At 36.8% G+C, this 18,288-nt stretch carries 19 protein-coding genes; 9 read left to right on the top strand and 10 right to left on the bottom strand.

The features are described 5' to 3' along the window. Window positions 1-473: 473 nt before the first annotated feature. Together ACQKN4_RS14485 and ACQKN4_RS14480 are read left to right on the top strand one after the other, a co-directional pair. Entirely contained in the window at window positions 474-650 is a 177-nt protein-coding gene (locus ACQKN4_RS14485) for a hypothetical protein (RefSeq protein ID WP_170939047.1), read from the top strand. Window positions 651-734: 84 nt separating this feature from the next. Next, entirely contained in the window at window positions 735-1,565 is an 831-nt protein-coding gene (locus ACQKN4_RS14480; protein ID WP_427484015.1) for an aldo/keto reductase, read from the top strand. Window positions 1,566-1,925: 360 nt separating this feature from the next. Here ACQKN4_RS14480 and ACQKN4_RS14475 read toward each other — a convergent pair whose 3' ends face one another. From ACQKN4_RS14475 to ACQKN4_RS14465, 3 genes are all read right to left on the bottom strand, one after another. Next, the gene (locus ACQKN4_RS14475; protein WP_427484014.1) at window positions 1,926-4,106 is read right to left on the bottom strand and encodes a 5'-nucleotidase C-terminal domain-containing protein; all 2,181 of its coding nucleotides are present in this window, start codon (window positions 4,104-4,106) and stop codon (window positions 1,926-1,928) included. 260 nt (window positions 4,107-4,366) lie between these two features. Then, window positions 4,367-5,206, bottom strand: coding sequence for an RluA family pseudouridine synthase (locus tag ACQKN4_RS14470; protein ID WP_079563297.1), 840 nt, complete (start codon window positions 5,204-5,206; stop codon window positions 4,367-4,369). 54 nt (window positions 5,207-5,260) lie between these two features. Then, the gene (locus ACQKN4_RS14465; protein WP_079563298.1) at window positions 5,261-5,686 is read right to left on the bottom strand and encodes a disulfide oxidoreductase; all 426 of its coding nucleotides are present in this window, start codon (window positions 5,684-5,686) and stop codon (window positions 5,261-5,263) included. Window positions 5,687-5,879: 193 nt separating this feature from the next. Here ACQKN4_RS14465 and ACQKN4_RS14460 point away from each other — a divergent pair, with 193 nt between their 5' ends. The 4 genes from ACQKN4_RS14460 to ACQKN4_RS14445 all read left to right on the top strand — a co-directional run bounded on the left by ACQKN4_RS14460 (window position 5,880) and on the right by ACQKN4_RS14445 (window position 9,596). Continuing rightward, the gene (locus ACQKN4_RS14460) at window positions 5,880-6,995 is read left to right on the top strand and encodes a GAF domain-containing sensor histidine kinase (RefSeq protein ID WP_079563299.1); all 1,116 of its coding nucleotides are present in this window, start codon (window positions 5,880-5,882) and stop codon (window positions 6,993-6,995) included. Between the two features lie 11 nt (window positions 6,996-7,006). Then, the gene (locus ACQKN4_RS14455) at window positions 7,007-7,654 is read left to right on the top strand and encodes a response regulator (RefSeq protein WP_079563300.1); all 648 of its coding nucleotides are present in this window, start codon (window positions 7,007-7,009) and stop codon (window positions 7,652-7,654) included. Window positions 7,655-7,864: 210 nt separating this feature from the next. Further along, a complete protein-coding gene (locus tag ACQKN4_RS14450) occupies window positions 7,865-8,779 on the top strand; it encodes a helix-turn-helix transcriptional regulator (RefSeq protein WP_427484013.1) in 915 nt (304 codons plus the stop codon). Window positions 8,780-8,852: 73 nt separating this feature from the next. Further along, window positions 8,853-9,596, top strand: coding sequence for an effector binding domain-containing protein (locus tag ACQKN4_RS14445; RefSeq protein WP_427484012.1), 744 nt, complete (start codon window positions 8,853-8,855; stop codon window positions 9,594-9,596). A gap of 404 nt (window positions 9,597-10,000) precedes the next feature. Here the strand turns inward: ACQKN4_RS14445 and ACQKN4_RS14440 are convergent, their stop codons facing one another. The 6 genes from ACQKN4_RS14440 to ACQKN4_RS14415 form a co-directional block, all read right to left on the bottom strand. Further along, window positions 10,001-10,180 carry a hypothetical protein gene (locus ACQKN4_RS14440; RefSeq protein ID WP_427484011.1) on the bottom strand — a complete coding sequence of 60 codons (180 nt, stop codon included), beginning with the start codon at window positions 10,178-10,180 and terminating at the stop codon, window positions 10,001-10,003. 17 nt (window positions 10,181-10,197) lie between these two features. Continuing rightward, window positions 10,198-11,106: a cation diffusion facilitator family transporter gene (locus tag ACQKN4_RS14435; protein ID WP_079563303.1), complete on the bottom strand. Its 909-nt coding sequence runs from the start codon at window positions 11,104-11,106 to the stop codon at window positions 10,198-10,200. A gap of 288 nt (window positions 11,107-11,394) precedes the next feature. Next, the gene (locus ACQKN4_RS14430) at window positions 11,395-12,687 is read right to left on the bottom strand and encodes a hemolysin family protein (protein ID WP_427484010.1); all 1,293 of its coding nucleotides are present in this window, start codon (window positions 12,685-12,687) and stop codon (window positions 11,395-11,397) included. Window positions 12,688-13,385: 698 nt separating this feature from the next. Then, window positions 13,386-13,802 (bottom strand): hypothetical protein, encoded by a 417-nt coding sequence (locus ACQKN4_RS14425; RefSeq protein WP_079563306.1) that lies wholly within the window; start codon window positions 13,800-13,802, stop codon window positions 13,386-13,388. Between the two features lie 167 nt (window positions 13,803-13,969). Continuing rightward, window positions 13,970-14,173 carry a YheE family protein gene (locus ACQKN4_RS14420; protein ID WP_427484009.1) on the bottom strand — a complete coding sequence of 68 codons (204 nt, stop codon included), beginning with the start codon at window positions 14,171-14,173 and terminating at the stop codon, window positions 13,970-13,972. A gap of 91 nt (window positions 14,174-14,264) precedes the next feature. Next, window positions 14,265-14,399 (bottom strand): hypothetical protein, encoded by a 135-nt coding sequence (locus ACQKN4_RS14415; RefSeq protein WP_427484008.1) that lies wholly within the window; start codon window positions 14,397-14,399, stop codon window positions 14,265-14,267. Between the two features lie 288 nt (window positions 14,400-14,687). Here ACQKN4_RS14415 and ACQKN4_RS14410 point away from each other — a divergent pair, with 288 nt between their 5' ends. The 3 genes from ACQKN4_RS14410 (at window position 14,688) to ACQKN4_RS14400 (ending at window position 16,993) form a co-directional block, all read left to right on the top strand. Then, a complete protein-coding gene (locus ACQKN4_RS14410; RefSeq protein ID WP_427484007.1) occupies window positions 14,688-15,830 on the top strand; it encodes a DUF445 domain-containing protein in 1,143 nt (380 codons plus the stop codon). Between the two features lie 17 nt (window positions 15,831-15,847). Beyond that, complete coding sequence (locus ACQKN4_RS14405; protein WP_079563309.1) at window positions 15,848-16,192, top strand: YlbF family regulator; 345 nt, start codon at window positions 15,848-15,850, stop codon at window positions 16,190-16,192. A gap of 138 nt (window positions 16,193-16,330) precedes the next feature. Next, entirely contained in the window at window positions 16,331-16,993 is a 663-nt protein-coding gene (locus tag ACQKN4_RS14400) for a ribonuclease H family protein (protein ID WP_349661974.1), read from the top strand. 107 nt (window positions 16,994-17,100) lie between these two features. On the opposite strand, the gene ACQKN4_RS14395 is transcribed toward ACQKN4_RS14400, so the two are convergent. Then, window positions 17,101-18,174, bottom strand: a complete 1,074-nt coding sequence (locus tag ACQKN4_RS14395; protein WP_427484006.1) for a hypothetical protein — start codon at window positions 18,172-18,174, stop codon at window positions 17,101-17,103. Window positions 18,175-18,288 lie beyond the last annotated feature (114 nt).

Genomic DNA, 18,288 nt, shown 5'->3' with positions numbered 1-18,288 from the left:
ACATCCTGTTGCCCCAAGCGGCTCATCGGACGCCCCCAGGAAGCTCTGCTCTGTGCGAAAGCGAAGCGACAGCAACAAAGCGCCCAGTCGGAACGGAAATCAACTCCTCGCTTTGCCGAAGAGTCAAACCTTTTACAATAGGGCACCTTATACCTTATACCTTTTGCCGTAATAGTTTAAAAAAAACAAAAAAATCACTAAGCACATACTTACGCTTAGTGATTTTCTCGAGGTATTATTTGTCTGATCTGTAGTCGCCTTCGTAACCAGCAGTGAAAATAGCAGTTAAAAACGCTACTGTTACACCAATAATTAATATTAAACTCATGGAAGAACCCTCCTCATGTTTATAAAGACATCTCTTTTTAGTATAGCCTATCTATTATAAAAATGAAACGACGTAGCGGAATAAAATATGTCAGAAATGGTTCAGAAATAACTATTTAGGGAAAACTATAAGAGAGGTGATGATAGTGGAAAAAAAGGTTCCAAATATCGAAAACGGTACAATGGCTAGAAATTTTAAAGATTTACAGGATTTGGGGAAGCAGATGGAGCATTTACGTGATGGTCAAGAGCTTATAGAAGACGATCGAATTCCAGACCCTATCCAAGTGGATGATTATGAAGAGAAAGCAGAAGAACAATAAGTAATTCCCCCGTAAACTTTCCTGATGTTTCTTAAAACCAATTTTTTGTATAATGGAACTAGGAAAAGAAAGGGGTTGTTATTCTTGAATTTACAATCAACAAAAACATTAACAAACGGTGTGGAAATGCCTCGCTTTGGCTTAGGTGTTTATAAAATGACAGAGCGTGATGAGACTTTGCAGGCTATTGATAAAGCTCTTAAATATGGTTACCGAGCTATAGATACTGCTTCGCTTTATGGTAATGAGGCTGAGGTGGGTGAAGCTATTCGTCATTCAGGCGTTAAACGTGAGGATATTTTTGTGACGACAAAGGTTTGGAATAATGACCAAGGTTATGATGAAACATTACGAGCTTTTGAAGGATCTTTGAAAAAGTTAAATATGGACTATTTAGATTTATATTTAACGCATTGGGCAGTTCCTGAAACATTTGAAGAGACGTATAGAGCAATTGAGCGTTTATATGATGAAAAACTAATTCGTGCAACAGGGGTCTCAAATCACCATGAGCACCATTTACAAAAGCTATTAGCTAAAGCAAATATTGCACCAATGGTCAATCAAGTAGAGGTGCATCCATATTTACAGCAAGATCCATTAAGAGCATATTGTAGCGAGCATGGAATTGCTGTTACAGCATGGTCTCCATTAGGTCGCGGTGGTGTGCTTGATAATCCAATGATTATTGAAATTGGTCACGAAATAGGGAAGACAGCTGCTCAAGTAGTGCTGCGCTGGCATTTACAAAATGATACACTTATTATTCCAAAGTCTGTGACACCAAGTCGTATTGAGGAAAACGCACAGATTTTTGATTTTGAATTAACACTAGCACAAATGGATAAAATAGCTACAGTAAATCGCAATGAACGATTTGGGCAAGACCCAGATAACTTTAAATTTAATTTTTAACTACTTTTCAGCGGGTGTCCAAACAACCGCTGAAATAGAGGAACTTAGTTGTTGATAAGTCCTGTGGCAACGACTTCACTTTTTCACAAAAAACATCTGCTGAAGTTTCATATTAATAGATTAAAGTGACATCTCAGAAAATATACGTTTTGTGAAGTGGTTGATTGGAGTGGGGGTTGGCGACTCCTTGGGGCTCATCGGACGCCCCCAGGAAGCTCTGCTCTGTGCGAAAGCGAAGCGACAGCTACAAAGCGCCAGACGGAACGGAAATCAACCTTTCGTTTTGCCGAAGAGCCATACTTACAATAGTTTTTAAACATGAAATCCCGCTCTCTACATAGAGAAGCGGGATTTTAAAAATTATTCTTTAGATTCTTTTACAAAAGGAACGTAGTTAGAAAGCATTTTTGCCATATGTGCACGTGTAGCGTTGTTACCAGGCATAAATTTGCCGTTTGCGCCGCTAACAATCTTTAAGTCTTTCAGAAGTGCGATAGCATTTTGTGTTTCAGCGTCGTATTTAGAAATATCACTGAAATCAGCTTTTAAACCTGTTTTTGCGTCATGTTGTAAGTTATACGCACGAGCGAACATTAAAGCAAGTTGAGCACGAGTTACTTTTGCATTAGGATTGAATTTACTACCATTCACACCTTTTACAATTCCAGCTTCAGCAAGTGCTATAATTTCTTTTTGTGTTTCAGCATTTACATTAGCAATATCCGAGAATGGTGCTTGACCTTTAGCTTCAAGCTTTAAGGCACGTGCGATAAATGATGCAGCTTGAGCACGTGTTAAGTTTGCGTTTGGTGAATAAATTGTTGCAGAAGTACCGTTTGTTAAATCACGGTAATAAAGGTCGCGAACATAGCCTTCTGTTTCTGATCCTTTTACGATATCTGTAAATGGAATTGATGCAATAATACGACCTTCTACTTTTGCATCAACTTTTTTCAGTGTATTTAAGTGTTCGATAAACATTTCATAGTCAATTGTACCAGGTTCACTTACACGGCCGTCTTCATAAACTTTTTTCAGTGTATCATAGCCGTCTCCACCTTTAGCAGTGAACGTATTTGTTGCAGCTTTATAATAGGCTGCTTTATCTAATTCTTTACCATTTAATTTAATAGATTTAACACGTTTACCAGCAGGTGCTTTTCCATCAAATTCTACTTGTAAACCAGAGAAGTGTAAGAAGCCACCAAATTCTTTAGGGAACTCTTTCACACTATGTTCAACAATTTCATAGATTTCAGAACCTTTTAATTTTACGATGCCAAGTGCATTACCGAATGGCATGACTGTCATAACTTCGCCAACAGTGATATCTCCTGCATCAATGCTTGCGCGGATACCACCACCATTTTGGAATGCAAATTGTACTTCAGGGTCAATTTTTTTAGCACCAGCAAGCATACCATCAGTAATTAAGTTACCAAGGTTTGTTTCTCCAGCACGAACACCCCAAAGATTACGACCGCCATTTAGTGGTGAAACAGCTGTATTACCTGTTGATTGATTTAATATTTTTGAAATTTTCTCTTTATATGGAGCTAAAAGTGCTGTAGCTTCAGGATCGGCTTCTACGGGCTTTTCTTTATCATTTAAAGCATGTAATTGACCGAAGTAGTCAACAACGGCGCCATTATCGTTGAATGTTAAATCTAATTCACCTAAATTTTCGCTATATTGACCTGTTTGAACGATAATTGTAGGGTTCTTAAATGGTGTTTCAGCTTTCACAGGCTTGTCTAATTTAGTATGTGTATGACCACCTACGATTACATCAATGCCTTCTACAGATTTCGCTAGTAATTGATCATTATCCCAATCTGCGGAGTCATCGAAGCCTATGTGTGTTAATGCGATAATTTTGTTAACGCCTTGTTTTTCAAATTCTGCTACTGCTTTTTTCGCAGAGTCGATATAGTTAGCAAACTGAACGTTAGCAACGCTTGAAATCGAAGGTGTTTCTTCTGTTGTTAAACTGAAAATACCTACTTTTTCTCCGGCGATTTCTTTAATAATACCGTCATAAATTTTACCGTTTTCAAAGTCTTTAGTGACTGTTTTGAATTGTAAGCCGTCGAATAAAGAATCCTTTGAAAAGTCAAGGTTACTTCCTAATAATGGAAAACCTGCACCCTTAACGAATTTAGCAAGTGCAGCATGTCCTTCTGGGCTTGATCCTAAATCGAACTCATGGTTACCAAAAGTCATGGCATCATAACCCATTAAGTTCATTAACTTCATATCAGCTTCTCCAGCAAATTCGTTAAAGTATAAAGTACCAGAGAAAACGTCACCAGCATCTAAAAGAAGTGAATTTTTATTTGCAGCACGAAGTTCTTTTACTTTTGTTGCACGCTTTGGAGCATCCTCAACGTGTGCATGCGTGTCATTTGAGTGTAAAACTGTTAATTTGAAACCATCTTTCGTAGCTGTTGGTGCTGTTTCTGTTGCATGTGCGGCAAAACCGGGTGTAGCTAGTAAACTCGCAACTAGAGTTGTTGCTGCAATACTTTTAACCCATTTCATCAATAATTTCCCCCTTATATTAGTCAGATGACTGATATTTCACTCTAATTCTATCATGAAAGAAATCCATCGTCATTACCAATAATGGAAATGTATATTAAATTTGCTGTAAAAAATAGATGAAAGAAATGTAAAATGATATATTTATACTTTTAAAGAATAATAAGTAAAAACTTATTTCCATAACGGAAATCAACTTATATAAAAAAGGAATAAAAAAACTGCACCTCCAATTGTTAGTTGGAAGTGCAGTGCAACAATTATTTCTCGTCCTTTACAACGATCTGCTTATTTAAAAATGGATGCTCGAATTCCAATTGAATAGCATGAAGCTCGTAATCATCACTTGCCGTTTCTCTTGCTCCGTACATTGTATCGCCAATAATCGGATGACCGAGATGTGCTAAATGTACGCGAATTTGATGTGTTCTCCCTGTTTCAAGAATTAGATGGACAACACAAGAGCTTTTATAGCGAGCTACAACTTCATAGTGTGTCACTGCATGCTGTCCAGTTTTAGAAACGACACGTCTTGTTGCATGATGTCGGTCTTTCCCGATTGCTTCAGAAATTGTGCCAGATGAAGAACGTAAATTTCCTTGCACTTCTGCAGCGTATGTTCGAATAATTGATTTTTCCTCAATCATACGGTCAAAGATTGATTTTGCTAAAGGATGTTTTGCTACAAGTAACAAACCTTGTGTCCCTCTATCTAAACGATGGACATGTTCCGCATAAGTGCCGCCTTGCTGTTTAATATGAGCCATAACATGATTCATACAAGTATGAGTATCACGCTCATCATTTGGATGTGTCGACATGCCTTTTGGTTTAGAAACGATCAAACAATGGTCATCCTCATAGACGACATCAATTGCACAAACCGGTGTCGGTTGATAATTGGATGTCGGAATCGGGAATGTAAATTTTATGATTGTTCCTACTTGTAGTGGATCTTTCCACTGAATAGGCTCTCCGTCAACAGTTGTGATAGCCTTTGCCATTCTTAGTTCATGGACTAGCTTTTTGCCGAGTCGCCAATGATTGCGCAATAGGTCCTCGACTGTCAAATCATTCGTATTTATTTCATAGTGAAACATATATCTTCCTCCGTAGAAAAGACCGTATTCCAATTGTAGAACACGGTCTAGAAATTAATTTGCTGCTTTAGCAGCCTTCATTACATAGAAGCTTGCCCCTGCAATTAAAATAAATGCAGTTAACGCTAAAAATGGGATTGTGATAAAACCTAACCAATTGATATATTGACCAGTACATGAAACAGCACCACATGAAGGTGCAGTTTCAGCTAAAAAACTAAGCTTTTGAATACCATAATGATAAAGTGATATACTGCCTCCCATAATGGCAAAAACAGCAGTTGTTACAGCAATACGTGCATTTTTTTGGATAAAGGCAATCGTTGTCATAATGACAATTGGATACATGAAAATTCGTTGGTACCAACACATTTTACAAGGTTCATAATGACGGATTTCAGAAAAGTATAAGGAACCCAATGTTGCAACGACAGAGACAATCCAAATAAATAATAAGCCATTCTCTACTTTTTTAGACATATAAGTTCTCTCCTTAGTATAACCATGTACTTGTTCGATTATAGTTGTTCTAGTTTTATATGTAAATTAACTTACCCAAAATAAGGTGTATTCTTATGAAAAATTTCAGTCTAAAGTATGAATGGCTTAGGCAGACGTTCCAGACTTTGAAATGTTATCATTAAATTAGCAATGCCAAAGAAGAGGTGTTTTTGTGAGGGAGAATGATCATTCCAATATTGGTATTTTAAAAGAGATTGCAGAGTTATTAAACGAAGAAACTGAAATTGTGTCGATGCTAAAAGGAGCGCTTGTGAAATTTTTAAATGGCACAAATTTTGAAACAGGCTGGATTTTTTTTATCGATGAAAAAGGGCGATCAGAGCTTGTTGTCCATGTCAATTTACCAGAGGCTTTGGAGTATAAAAATTGTCATTATTTAAAAAAGGGAGGCTGCTGGTGTGTTTCCCGCTATCGTAATGAGGAATTAAAGAAAGCCTCTAATATTATTGAATGTCAACGTATCGAAAGTGCAATTGATGCAAATGTTGGTGATCATGAAGGCATCACACATCATGCAACGGTTCCGCTTCAATCAGGGCAAGAGCGTTTTGGTGTCCTAAATGTTGCATCAAAGGATACCGTGCGTTTTTCAGAGGAAGAGCTAGCATTACTTGAATCGGTTGCATTTCAGATGGGGTCGGCCATTAAGCGTATTTTGCTGACAAAGCAGGAACAAGAAATGGCACTTGTGAAGGAGCGCAATCGTCTAGCACGAGATTTACATGATTCTGTCAATCAGCTACTTTTTTCTGTTACATTAACGGCGAGAGCTGGTATTGAAATGACAAACGATTGTGATGTGAAGGAAACATTTAAGGAGATTCAGCACTTAACACAGGATGCCTTAACAGAAATGCGTGCTCTCATTTGGCAACTTCGTCCAAAAGGATTAGAAAATGGTTTACTAGAAGCAATCAAAGTATATGCTGAAATGCTTGGCTTGAAGCTTCAAGTAACGGTCTCTGGTGTATTGCAATTCCCATCGCGTATCGAAGAAACATTATTTCGGGTAGCCCAAGAAGCACTGAACAATGTTCGTCGTCACGCTGGTGTGCTGGAGGCTGCGCTATATATAACGGTCACTTCTACTGATATTTTACTTGTTATTCGTGATGAGGGACGAGGCTTCGTCATCGATCATAACACGAAGCTACTTTCAATGGGCTTGCAATCCATAAAGGATCGTGCAAAATCAGTTGGTGGCAAAGCTGACTGGGTTAGTGAAATTGGCAAAGGAACAGAGCTGTTAATCCGCTTGCCATATTAGGGGGGAAGAGTATGATACGTGTTTTAATCGCGGATGATCATCATGTAGTACGTCGTGGATTATTGTTTTTCTTAAAAACACAAAAAGATATTGAAGTTGTAGGAGAAGCAAAAAATGGATTAGAGGCAGTAGCATTAGCGGAAAGTATACAGCCAGATATTATACTCATGGACTTGGTAATGCCTGAAATGGATGGTATTCAGGCAACAAAGCGCATTAAAGCTAAGTTTCCGCATATAGAAATTCTAATGCTGACAAGCTTTTCAGATCGTGATCATGTGGTACCAGCTATGGAGGCAGGAGCTGCAGGCTATCAGTTGAAAGATATTGAGCCTGATGAGTTGGTATTGTCCATTTGTCGTATTATGCGAGGAGAAAATACAATACATCCAGAAGCAACAACGACTCTAGAAATGGACCGTCAAGAATCGAAAAATGCACCTCATGTTTTAAACCCGCTAACGCCTCGTGAACAGGATGTGCTTGCAGAGCTTACAAAAGGGAAAAGTAATCGAGAGATTGCGTCCTCTTTATTCGTTACAGAAAAAACAGTGAAAACTCATATTTCTAATATTTTTACGAAGCTACAGGTGCAGGATCGTACTCAGGCGGCTCTTTATGCTGTGAAGCACGGACTGACAGAGGGTAGCGGTGTTTAAAAGATAATGAATGTAAACGGCGTGTTTCTACAAATTGTAGCAACCCGCCGTTTTTGTATAAGAAGGTGTGGAATGTGACTCGGGAAGCGCCCATGATAAGTACCTAGGTTGTTTTTTCTTATATTGTAAATATAATTGAGTAAGGATTTGGAAGTTAAACGATGTAATTAGCAATGGGGGAAATAGGGTTTAGAGTAAAGGAGCACAAATATGAAATTAGAGCGGCTTTTAACAATGACGATGATTTTAATAAATCGTAAAAAGGTGACAGCCCAGGAGCTTGCCGATTTATTTAATGTGTCAGTGCGTACTATTTATCGAGATATTGAAACATTGAGCTGTGCAGGGGTTCCTGTTATTAGCCAGCAGGGTGTTAATGGTGGAATTAGTTTGATCGATGGCTATCGTGTTGATAAGCAGGTGTTGACGAAGGAGGAGCTTACATCACTTTCAATTGCCATTAAAAGTGCATTAACAACATACGAGGATTCACATGCCGAAGCAGTACTTGAAAAATTAACAGGTGTTGCGGATGAGGAAGTAAAACAATCGATTGATCAACTATTTATTGACCTGAGCCCTTGGGGGCCAAATGTTATTTTCAAGGAACAAATTACTTTATTAAAGAAAGCAATTGAACGCGAACATTGTGTAAGTTTTACGTATTCTACTACACATGGTCATATAACAAGACGATTATTAGAGCCGCATACTATAGTACAAAAGGGAAAAGTTTGGTATGTTTATGGCTTTTGCACATTGAGAGAAGATTTTCGCTTATTTAAAATTTCAAGAATGAAGGATATACAAGAAGAGATGACGACTTTCCAGCGCAGGGAAGTCAACTTATCTGAACTCCCATGGGATAAAGAGTGGCACCATCCTCAAAATGTAGTAAACCTTACGTTATCTTTCGATTGTGCTATAACGACATTAGTAGAAGAGTCATTTGGCGCTGAGCATGTAAATAGTGAAAGTTCTACTATCAACATTGCATTGCCTGAGGATGAATGGCTATACGGCTTTCTTCTTAGCTTTGGCCATCGAATAAAAGTTTTAGAACCACCTCATATACGTGAAATTGTATTAATGCGAGCAAAGGAAATTGTAACGTTGTATAAATAAAATGAATTGATGACATACAGTTGTCAGGTTTCCTTTGTTATAGTCATTACAAACAGGACGAAGGGTGGATGTAATGATGCAAAGTTATTGTCAAAGCTGTGGAATGCCATTAGTGGATGAGGCATTATTTGGTACAGAAAAAGAAGGACACAAAAGTGAGGACTATTGCACTTATTGTTATGAAGTAGGAGAGTTCAAACAGCCAAATTTAGCAGTTGAAGAAATGATCGAAATTTGTGTCCCACATTTAAAGGAAGATGGTATGGCGGAAGAGGATGCACGCCAAATGTTGACGTCATTTTTACCAAGCCTAAAGAGATGGAGAAAGCATGATATACAAGAACCAATTGTGATGAATAAAGAATCATTTCAAATTGTAGGAATTTCAACGCGAACAAGTAATGCAAATGAAATTACCGCTCAAGCAAAAATCCCACAATTATGGTCGGATTTTTATCAGCAAAATGTTGTAGGGCAGGTAGCTAATGCAGTAAATCAAGTAACGTATGGACTGTATTCTGATTATGAAACTGATGTTAACGGAGAGTATTCCATTACACTTGGAGTGGAAGTAGTTGCAGCCGACGAAATTCCTGAAGGTATGGTTGTAAAAACAGTGCCAGCTGCTAAATACGTAGTTTTCACTTCTGATAAAGGTCCATTTGAAGAAGTTGTCGTAAAAGCATGGCAGGATGTCTGGGCTTGGTTTGCAAGCTCAGATATAGAGCGAACATACACAGGTGACTTTGAAATGTACGATGAACGATGTGCCAACCCTAAAGAAGCTCAGGTCGATATTTATATTGCCATTAAATAATTTAAACAAATTAAACTTCCTATCTATGATAAATAGGAGGTTTCTTTGTTTATATTGAAATTTTTCACATTTAAAACGGTGTAAAAACATACGCTTCCATCATTATGTTGTATCATGAAAAGAAAGAATTGTCTGATGTAAGTAGTCACTACGGAACTTAACCCATGTTCTGACGATGAGTCGTTTAGCTGTAGAAAAGGAATAAAGACGAATGAGGGAGTGGTTATTTGACTAAGAGAAAAGCTGGAGACATTTTAAGCGTTACATCTTTATTACCCGCGATAATAAGTGCTATTTTTTCTTTATAACAAGAGGACCCGTTTTTGATATTTATTTTGGTATCACCGTTTTTAGTATTTTATCAATTATCGGTATTATATTTGCTGTTATTTCTTTGTTTATTTCTAAAAGACGTATTTTGGGTTGGATCGGTCTAATGGTAAATGTATTAATTTTGATTTTTGCTTATTTCTTACAATTAGCAATGGGAATTGGTGAACCATAAACGTTTCCATTTGTTTTAACACAATATATGCAACTTTCATTTCCAAAGAGGCCACAAGACGATTTAGTTCGTTTAACAAAACAAGTCTCCAACCAATCAATTGGTAGGAGACTTGTCGTCATTTGCTAGAGGATTTACTTCTATTTCAGGCTCAATATGCACGAGTACCTGACAGAAGGGATTTTCATGAGTAACGGTTTTTTCAATCTCTTCTGTGATTCGATGACTTTCAAAGACATTTAAGTAAGGATCAACAGTCACTGTTACGTCTATAAAATACATATTGCCGTGAGCTCGGCCCTTAAAGTCCAAGAGCTCGATTACTCCGTCAACATTACGAATTAAAACGGATAATGTTTCAACTTCTTCAACATCAAAGGCATCTGTGAGGCTTTGAACTGCCTCCCAAAAGATTTCTACAGCTGTTTTAATAATAAGAAGTGCGACGAGTAGAGCTGTTATTGTATCGATAATGGGGAAGCCAAAAATAGCGCCAAAAATCCCAATTGCTGTACCGATACTAACAAGGGCATCTGAGCGATTATCATAGGCTGCAGCCTTAACAGCAGCGCTTTTTATTTTTTTGGATAGGGCCAAATTATAGCGATACACGATATACATCACAACTGCACTGCCGATTGCCACAAAGGCTGTTAATAATGATGGTGCTGTGCCAGTTGGCTCCCATAGACTTTTTAGCGAATTGATGAGTACCTGTAAGCCAACAATTAGCATAATGAACGAAGCAACAAGTGAAGCAACGGTTTCAGCACGTAAATGTCCGTATTGGTGATTAGAGTCAGGTGGCATTTGAGCAATCCGTAATCCAATTAAGACCGCAATGGATGCGATAATATCAGTGGTATTGTTAAGTCCATCTGCTTTTAGTGCTTCTGATGTTCCGATATAGCCAATCGTCAGTTTTATTGAGCTTAGTATTATATAAGTACCAATAGATAACCAGGCACCTTTTTCCCCTTGACGTAAATTTGTATAGAGCTCCATTTTGTTTCCTCCTAGCAAAACTTTATGGCATTATAAAACGACTCCCTTCTCGTGTAAGGGAGTCGTTTTTTGCGTAAATATTTATTTTACTTCAGTAGAAGCTCTTGCCATTATAGGCTGTGAGCAAAATATTAGTTTTATACTTGATCATACAATTGCGACATCAATCATACCACTGCAAGTAACCTCCTTCAGCGCTTGTCCAAACATCCGCTGGAAGAGTGGAACTCAGGCTTTGTGTAAGTACAAAGCCGAATCCAATGCAATTATGCCAAGGCGTAATTGATTTTAGTCATTTACTTCACCGTTGTCATTTGATAAATCACGTTCAGGTAATTTCAGAACTTCTAAGTATAAAATATGGTGACCATCTAATTCTTTTGCGATAAATTCATAACCTTGTTCTTCAATACTATCTCCTTCGACCGCATCAAAGCGTTTCGTCATGAACCAACCACCGATTGTATCAATATCATCGTCTTCTATGTCAGTACCTAGCATATCATTAACACTTTCAACTAGCATCTTCGCATCTAAAATAAAATGATTTTCTGCAATTTCCTGAACCTCTGGAATTTCATCTTCATCGAATTCATCTTGAATGTCGCCGACAATTTCCTCAATAATATCCTCAATCGTAACTAGGCCAGATGTTCCGCCATATTCATCCATTAAAATGGCCATATGAATGCGTTCACGCTGTATTTTTAGTAACAAATCGTTAATTTGCGTTGTTTCCATTACGCGAATAATTGGCTGCATATATTCAATCACTGGTTTATCGCCATTTGCTGGATCTTTAATGTAGGCGGTTAATAAGTGCTTCATATTGACTAAGCCGATAATATGGTCTTTGTCACCATCGATAATTGGGTAACGGGTATATTGCTCAACGCCCATTAAATCGAAAACTTCTCTAATTGTTAGTTCTTTTTCAATGCCGACGATTTCGGTACGTGGGACCATGATTTCTTTCGCAAGACGATCAGAGAACTCAAAAATACTGTTTACATATTCATATTCTGAAGTATTAATTTCTCCACCCTTTAAACTATCCGACAAAATCATACGTAACTCTTCTTCAGTATGGGCTACTTCTGATTCGGACATCATTTTCAAGCCGAAAAGGCCAGTTAAGGCACGTGCAGATCCGTTTAAAAGCTTAATGATTGGATAAGTAATATTGTGGAATAATACTAATGGGCCAGCAAGGTTTAATGTTACAAATTCTGCTTTTTGGATGGCAAGTGTTTTTGGCGCCAATTCCCCTATAACTACATGCATAAACGTTACAATTGAGAATGCAAGTATAAATGAAAGGACAGTAGTAAAACTTTCACTCAAATTTAGAAATTCAAACACTGGATTCAAAATAATCTTAAATGTAGGTTCACCAAGCCAACCTAGACCTAAAGCAGTGATTGTAATACCTAATTGACAAGCAGATAAGTATTCATCTAAATCTGAAACTACACGTTTTGCATTTTTTGCTTTTTTATTGCCTTCTGCAAGCAATTGATCAATTCGCGTAGTCCTTACTTTAACGATTGCAAATTCTGTTGCAACGAAAAATCCTGTCATTATTATTAGTAGGGCAAATGCCACCAACCTTATGGTTATTTCCATTATGTCTCCGTCCAAATAATTCCTTTGTTCCCGCCCGAATGGGGGAAGGAAGCAAAGTGTACACCTCCTATGATTTAAAAAATTGTTGAATAATTTAATCATAAAATATTTACATGCAAAACACAAATATTGACAACAACTTTTTTTAGTTAATTTTCTCACGATATATAAAAAATATATAATTTCAAACACCAAAAGATTGAAAATAAAAATTTGTTATGCTAACTTTAAATGTAGCAAAGAAGATAGTTTGTTTAGAGAAAGAAGCATTTACATCTCATATAAAACGACACGTCAAAAATCTCACGAGTGCATACTTGCTGATTTTTTTAAATGAATTATTTTTAATAGCAACAAAAACGGAGCCATCTCATGCAAATGAGGTGGCTTCTTTGTATTGTAGAATATCGCTGATCCCCAAGAAGTCGCCCAGTCTTAACGAAGATCAACCATTCTGCATAATATATATGTGCTGGCAAGTCACTTTCATTTAAAGTGATAAAACGAAACTTCAGCATATGTTCTTTGTGCGAAAGCGTAGCGGCAGCAACAACATATGTTTTTGTAGGAAAAATGAAGAGACGACTAATTTTAAAAATAGTTTTCAACAAAAAAGGAGCCATTTTCGTATGAGATGGCTCCTTCTGCATTATTTAATTATTGTTGAAAGCGTATTTCAAGCACGCTTTTTCCACATCGTGTAGCGTTTCTTTTACCGGGATTTCACCTGAATAAAGAGAAATTGTAATAGGTGCTTTTTCTGCTATACCTTGTTTTGTGAAAATATAATTAGTGCCCTTATATGTTAAAAACATATTTTTTACAGGTCTTTTTCCGAAAGTACTAGCAGAAGAATCGAAAAATCCTTTTAATTGACTGCAGTATTCCGTGTAGAAATCACTTTTAAAGCCAGAAAGAGCTTCGAATTTTTTACTATCAATAACTTCAGCCTCATTCGCTAGCTCGAAAATTTTAGCTGAAAATTCGGGGAAAAATTCTTTTACTTTTGCACGAATTAATGGTTTTGAATTATAACTGTTTATGTCATCAGAAAGAGTGACTTTACTCATAGAAATAGCCTCCTGCATAAAATCCCTTTAATACATGATAACATAAATGTATAAGAAGGATAAGGGAATTTCAACATATTTAAACAATTATAAGATAATAGCAGTGCTAGAAATAGTGAAAAATAGGTATATTTATATAGTGTGAGTGTTGAAAAGTATTACTTTTATTAGTCGTAAACATGGTACAACATAAGCTCATGAATCATTTTTCTTACTTCCTCTTCGTTAGGAGGGATAGAGCTTTTCCATTGTATAACGCCATCTTTTAAGTACTCCGCTGAATAACGTTCGCGTTGATAAAAGAACGAGATGGACCAACCTGGAAGCTGAGAATTTTCAAATAAAGGCTTAAAGCTAAAATGCTGAATCATAACCAAACCCCATTTCTTATATATGTAGTTAATATTATTCAAGGATAGTGGTAATTTTGCAACTATTCACTTTACAGACGCTTGTAAGTTGCTATTTATATGCATAGGCATAATCATAACATGTGTTGATTTCCGTTCCGATTGGGCGCTTTGTAGCTGTCGCTTCGCTTTCACTACAGAAAACATTTGTTGATGCTGCCGCTACGTTAGAACTACGCTTTCGCACAGAGCAAAGCTTCCTAGGGCGTCCGATGAGCCGCTTCACTCGCGTTCCTCTATTGCTGATCCCCAAGGAGTCGCCTAATCATAACGAAGATCAACTTATATATTGAATAAGTTTAAAGTTCGTATCGGAAATCAGTATCTGCAAATTAATGAAGAAGGATAAAAATAGTGAATCATCATACTTTAACAGGGGGTATTTCTTTCGTAGAAAATCATTGCTCTGCTATAATGAGTGCAGCAGGCGACAAAAAACGCCAATAGTGAATACAATTGAAATGAGAGGATACTAATGGATAATTTTCTAGTGACATTAATATTTATGGCAGTCATTGGAGCTGCAATTGGTGGTGTAACGAATCACTTAGCCATCAAAATGCTTTTTCGACCACATAACGCTATATATATTAAAAATTGGCGAGTACCTTTTACTCCAGGCCTTATTCCAAAACGACGTGACGAATTAGCGAAGCAACTTGGGCTAACGGTTGTAAATTATTTGTTAACACCTGAAACTTTTAGAAAGAAATTTTTCTCAAAGGATATTCAGGAAAAGGTAGAACAGTTTGTACAAACAAAGGTAGAAGAAACGATTTTTACAAATGATAAAACAATTCAGGATTGGCTATCATTAGCTGGATTTTCTAATATGCCAGCAACAATTGAACAGAAGGTAGAAGCAATTGTTGAGGGACAATTTGAATCAGTTAAGAATACACTATCTACGAAATCAATTCGTACACTTTTATCAGCAGACATTCAAGAAACGATTGATGCAAAGATACCAGTAGCGGTTGATCATATTTTAGAAAAGGGTGAGGATTATTTTTTATCACCCGAGGGCGAACTGACAATTAAGGCGATGATTGATGACTTCTTATCGTCAAAAGGATCACTTGGTGGAATGATAAATATGTTTTTAGGTGATTCTTCTTCACTCGTGGCAAAGGTTCAGCGTGAGCTTGTGAAATTTTTACAGGCACCAGGAACTTCAACATTACTAACGAAAATTTTTACGCAGGAATTGGAGAAATTAAAAGATCGCCCAGCAATGGATTTCTTACAAGATATTCGCTTTGAAGCCATATTATCCAAATTACAAACTTACGTAAAAGAACAATTAGCAATTGAAGAACGCTTGAATTATCCTATTTCGCATTATTGGCCAGAAGGGAATTCGTGGATGAAGGAAACAGTAATTCCCCAAGCTATCGAAAAAGCTTTTGTAAAAGCTGAAGACAAATTAGAAGATGTATTGAAACGTCTAAATTTACAAGAAGTAGTACGTGAGCAGGTTGATTCTTTCCCTGTGGAGAAATTAGAGGAGCTTGTACTAGGTATTTCAAAGCGTGAGTTTAAAATGATTACAGTACTTGGTGCAGTTCTTGGTGGATTGATTGGGATTGTGCAAGGATTAATTGTTTACTTTATTTAAAAAGGAGAATTATGTTGATGAATAATATTTACAATGAAATTAATACGTTAGAGGCAGCTTTTCGTAAAACACCTGAATTTGAAGCTTTGGAAGCAGCAGTGAAAGTTGTTAAAGAAGATGAAGAGGCATTAAATCTATTCAAAAATTTCCGTAAGGTTCAAATTGACCTACAGAAAAAGCAATTAGCTGGTGAAGATATTCTGGAAGATGAACTTGTATATGCGCAGAAAGCTGCACAGCTTGCACAGCAAAATACAAAAATTACTGCAATGCTTGAGGCAGAAATGAATTTAAGTAAGATCATCGAAGAGGTAAATCGAATTTTAATAAAACCTATTCAAACATTGTATGAAGAATTTTAATAGCCAAGTTCAGAGTCCTGAAAAAGCGTAGGCATAAAAGTACTATTAGTTGCACATATAACAAGTAAGAAGAAAACGTGTTTCCGCAAGTCGGAGCACGTTTTCAATTTATGGCTCACTATCATCGGAGGTTATACTATGCATGTCATCATCGAATGGACTTATAAAGCGAAAAAGGGTGCGGAAACTGTTTTGCGTTCAGAAGAAATGCCAGCAGCTCAAGCATTACTACTTGCAGAGGACATGGAGCGAACAGGGAGAGTAAAATCACTGCATTGTATCGATCGACAGGATACAAGTTGGTCTTTAAAGGAACTCAAGGCATATTTAAAGGAAATTGACACTGAGCCACACAATATTACAGTTTATTTTGATGGTGGTTTTGATCGTGCGACATATCAATCGGGGCTGGGCTGTGTGATTTATTATGAACAAAATGGCAAGCCATATCGATTAAGACAAAATTCTTTTTCGTCGGAGCTTAAATCTAACAATGAAGCAGAATATGCAGCACTTTATTTAGGATTAGTTGAGCTTGAGCTATTGAACGTTCATCATTTGCCCGTTTGTTTCACTGGTGATTCCCAAGTAGTGATCAATCAATTGAGTGGGGAATGGCCAGCGCTAGAAAAGAATTTATCTAGCTGGGCAGATAAAATCGATGCAAAGCTAGAGGAGCTTAGTATTCAGCCAGAGTACAAGCTGATAGCACGTAAAGAAAATTCTGAAGCCGACCGCCTTGCAACTCAGGCACTAAACGGTATCGATATTACAGGGTTAAAGGAAATTGTAAAGGAGTAGATACTGGAAACTCCAAAAGAGAACTACCAGTATTTTGAAATGCACACTCAATTGTTAGATGGTGTGTCTAACAATTGGGCGCAGTTCAGTGACAAGGTGGTTTTTTACTATTCTATAGCATTAATCCCTAATGAGAGACTAGTTAGCTCAGCGTTACTTTGATCATGATTAAATTCACCTTGGAAATAAATATTATCAAATTCAAAATTTGCATAATATACGATATCATCAGGATCTCCATATCTCTCATAAGAAGAAATTTGAATAGCTTGACCTATGACTTCCTCTAATGATTCTTTTGTAACATTTTTGAAATTTGACAGATAATAATGACTAACAGGTACCTCTTCCTCAGCTAAACAGAAAAAGTAATTATCATAAAAAGAACAAAGACCCCCCTCATAATAATCCTCGCCTTTTGGCAAGCCGGCTTTCCCCTTAGCGATCGGATATGTATCACCAAAAATAATGTCAGTTTTAAAGAAATCATGATTTAACAATTTTAGCAGTTTAGAATTTTGAATGATTGGTAACCCAGAATATAAGTTTGTTGTACTATTTTCACTAGTTATAGCATGGTCATGAAGTGTAAAATGCTCTAAAAAGTCTCCTGCTTGAATAGTAAAGGTATTTTTAGAGGTATCTACTGTTAACTCACTATTCTCATAGAGCCTATAGGATTGACCGCTAATAATGTTACTACCATCGTCTGCTACTTTAAGTAAATGGAGAACTTCTAAATTGCCTGAAGCACCAGCTTCAAAATCGATTATTAATGCAATATCTTTTTTGTCTTCGTCCTTGAAGATACCCTTAAAACGGAAATCTCCATGAATTGTCGTTTCATATTGTTGAGAATTCCATTGTTCCCAAGCTTCGCGTTTCTTATTATAATGACCGATAATATAACCGTAATTAGTACCGCTATAACTAATGAAGAGTTCTGGGACTTCATCTCCTTCAAAGTCAATCATTTCTACAAAAACTTCTTCACTTGGGATTGTTAAGTTTTTGTACCATGTACTATCTAAAGCTTGTTGCTTCCACTCTTCTGTCGTGTAGGGTAATTTGTCATTCTTTGTTGACTCGTTAGAAACATCAGGTTTTTCTGATGACTGATCCTCGCAAGCAAATAACGAAAAACTTAGAAACAATAGTGGAATTATCCATTTTTTCAACATAGTATCTCCTTACTTCTATAAAATTAGTAAATTCATCACCAAAAGTTGGGGACGAAACTTGTTAAAAAGGAACAGAAATCAACCCTATGCTATTGGTAATAGGCCAAATATTCC

Source organism: Lysinibacillus sp. NPDC093692, assembly GCF_050280125.1.
GTDB lineage: Bacteria > Bacillota > Bacilli > Bacillales_A > Planococcaceae > Lysinibacillus.
The sequence above is the reverse complement of the archived record's forward strand: the minus strand, read 5'-3'. Positions and strand labels throughout refer to the sequence as shown.